The organism is Brevibacillus formosus (assembly GCF_003013405.1).
Taxonomy (GTDB): Bacteria; Bacillota; Bacilli; order Brevibacillales; family Brevibacillaceae; genus Brevibacillus; species Brevibacillus formosus.
Genome location: NZ_PXZL01000054.1, coordinates 1 through 2,462, shown reverse-complemented (window position 1 = coordinate 2,462; position 2,462 = coordinate 1). Strand labels below are relative to the sequence as shown.

At 45.3% G+C, this 2,462-nt stretch carries 2 protein-coding genes; one reads left to right on the top strand and one right to left on the bottom strand.

The annotated features are described in order from the left end of the window. Nucleotides 1–125 precede the first annotated feature (125 nt). A complete protein-coding gene (locus C7R91_RS29040; RefSeq protein ID WP_047072481.1) occupies nucleotides 126–1,610 on the top strand; it encodes an alkaline phosphatase family protein in 1,485 nt (494 codons plus the stop codon). Here C7R91_RS29040 and C7R91_RS29035 read toward each other — a convergent pair. Continuing rightward, nucleotides 1,564–2,244: an endonuclease/exonuclease/phosphatase family protein gene (locus tag C7R91_RS29035; protein ID WP_047072479.1), complete on the bottom strand. Its 681-nt coding sequence runs from the start codon at nucleotides 2,242–2,244 to the stop codon at nucleotides 1,564–1,566. The two genes, C7R91_RS29040 and C7R91_RS29035, sit on opposite strands and share 47 nt — an antisense overlap. Nucleotides 2,245–2,462 lie beyond the last annotated feature (218 nt).

The window sequence follows — 2,462 nt, the reverse complement described above, 5'->3', positions numbered from 1 at the left end:
GAAATGGGGTCTTGACCATTAGGCGAGCAGGGGCTTTTTCTTTTTCAAGGCGTATACTCGGTAATGGAAAATCGAACACTATCAAGTGCGACTATGATTATTACGACGAGAAGGGTGGCAGCCGAATGAAAAAGGTCATACTTTTCCTGATCGACTCCATGATGCCTGATGTTTTGGAGCGATGCATTGCTGCCAATAAAGCACCGGCGCTTCGGTTTTTCATGGAGCATAGCCAGTACATACCAGATTGTGTGACCGTTTTCCCTACGATGACGGCTTCGATAGATTGCTCCCTCATTACAGGAGTTTACCCCGATCAGCACAAAGTACCGGGGTTAGTTTGGTATGATGCTGAGCAGAAAAAGATGGTGAACTATATTAATGGGGTCGCTTCTATTCGAAAAATAGGGATTTCGAGCTGTGGCGGAAATGTCCTTTTTGATTTGAATGAACGTCATCTGAGCAAGGATGTCAAAACCATTCATGAGGTACTGGAAGAAAACAATCTCGTATCCGGTTCCATCAATGTTATCGCCCATCGCGGACATAAGCAGCATAAGGTGAAAATGCCACGTTTGCTTGATGTAATCACATCTTTTTCCCTGCGAGAGCATGTGAGTGGTCCAACGATCATGAGTATGGGGACGCTGGTGAGCCCGGCATTATTTCGTACCGTCCCATGGAATTTCTCCCAATCCGGTTTGGAAGGCTACGGAATTAATGATACATATGCAATCGATGTTATGATTGAGGTGATACGCAGCGGCAAGCAGCCACATTTTACGCTGGTCTATCTGCCAGAGAATGATCATAAACTCCACAATTCCCCGGAGGATGCCGTACAGCACTTGGCAGATGTGGACAAGCAATTGGCTCGTTTGCTGGATAGCTTCTCATCATGGGAGCAAATGCTGGAGAGAAACGTATGCATTTTGATCAGTGATCATGGACAAACCGTCATTGGAGAAAGTGAAGACCACAATATTTCGCTGGATCATCTCCTTGCGAATTTTTCGATCCATGCGCTTGGTACCGATGTAACACCAGAAGTGGAAGTGGTCATTTGCAATAATGAGCGTATGACCTTTCTGTATCCAGTGAATGGAACGGATCAACTTTCTATTGTAGAAGCGGTTAGTGTGGAAGAAAGAATTGATTTGATTGCTTGGAAAGAGGGCGAGAAGGTAAAGGTGCGTCGGGGCGGAACACAACAGGAAATGTGTTTTTGGCGAAACGGGGAGTATCAAGATGCGTACGGTTCTTCATGGTCCGTTGAAGGAGACGTTTCTGTGCTGGATGTGCAATATGATGGAGAGTGTCTTTCTTTTGATACATACCCGGATGCGTTTTCTCGACTATATGGGGCGTTGTTCTCGCAAACAGCTGAGGTGGTTGTGGTTACAGCTGCCAAGAGCTATGAATTTTTATCGGAATGTGCTCCCACGCATTTAGGTGGAGGAAGTCACGGATCATTGCATAAGCAAGATTCGCTGATTCCGTTAGTGATTGCGGGTGCTTCGGAGATGTTTCCGCTCCCGGCAAGACTGGTAGATGTCAAAGACTTTATTCTCCGTGAGCTGGGGATTCCGTCAGCCTCAAATCCGCAATGACCGGGACGTGATCGGACCAATTGACAGGTAGCAGCTCGTAGTGCTCAATATTCCAGTGATGCGAAGCAAAAATATAGTCCAGACGTCGGCGGAAGGCAGGAAGCGTTGGTTTTTTTTCCTGACCTGAGACAAGAGCACAGTCCATCAGGTGTGGAGTAAAGGACACATTACTCGCGTTGAAATCCCCCATTAGGAGTAATGGGGTTTTTACGTGTTGTTGTATCAATGTCGACATGAGCTGTAGCTGTGCCAGTCTGCTTACTTGATTTAAGCTGCAGTGTGTAACGCAAAGCGTAATCGTACTGCCGAATCCTTGGAAGGTTGCATACAGGAGGGTTCGTTGTTCTTTTCTGGCTGGTAAAACGATAGCATCGACATTTTCAAGCGGGTACTTTGATAGCAGTGCATTACCGTAATACCCATCTCCTATCGAGATCGAAGGGGAAAAGGCCAGGTGATATTGTAATTGATCAGCGATGTAGCTCGCTTGATACCCATACTTCCCGTTTTGATGGACTTCCTGAAGACCGATGATGTCTGGTTGCAAGCTCTTAAAAGTCAGAGTCATTTCGTTCAGACGTTTTCGCCACCAGAGGTCACGGCCGCTATGAATGTTGTAGCTGACTACACGCATTCTCGTTCACTTCCTTTGTTTTGACGTCATTTTTTAAACTTATTTAGTTTTCCCTATTGCATTAGGTTTTAGTCTATGCTATATTAAAAAGCGTCGCCTCTGCTTGAGGCGCAGATTGAATGAAATGCTCCTTGAAAACCGGAATAGAATTAATCTGTGAAAATAAGCTTGTGTTTTACTTGAAGTCAGATTCATCTTCAAACTTTATTGGAGAGTTT

Excerpts from the sequence above, each read along its gene's own strand:
- C7R91_RS29040 (WP_047072481.1), top strand. The coding sequence starts at position 126 with ATGAAAAAGGTCATACTTTTCCTGATCGACTCCATGATGCCTGATGTT.
- C7R91_RS29035 (WP_047072479.1), bottom strand. The coding sequence starts at position 2,244 with ATGCGTGTAGTCAGCTACAACATTCATAGCGGCCGTGACCTCTGGTGG.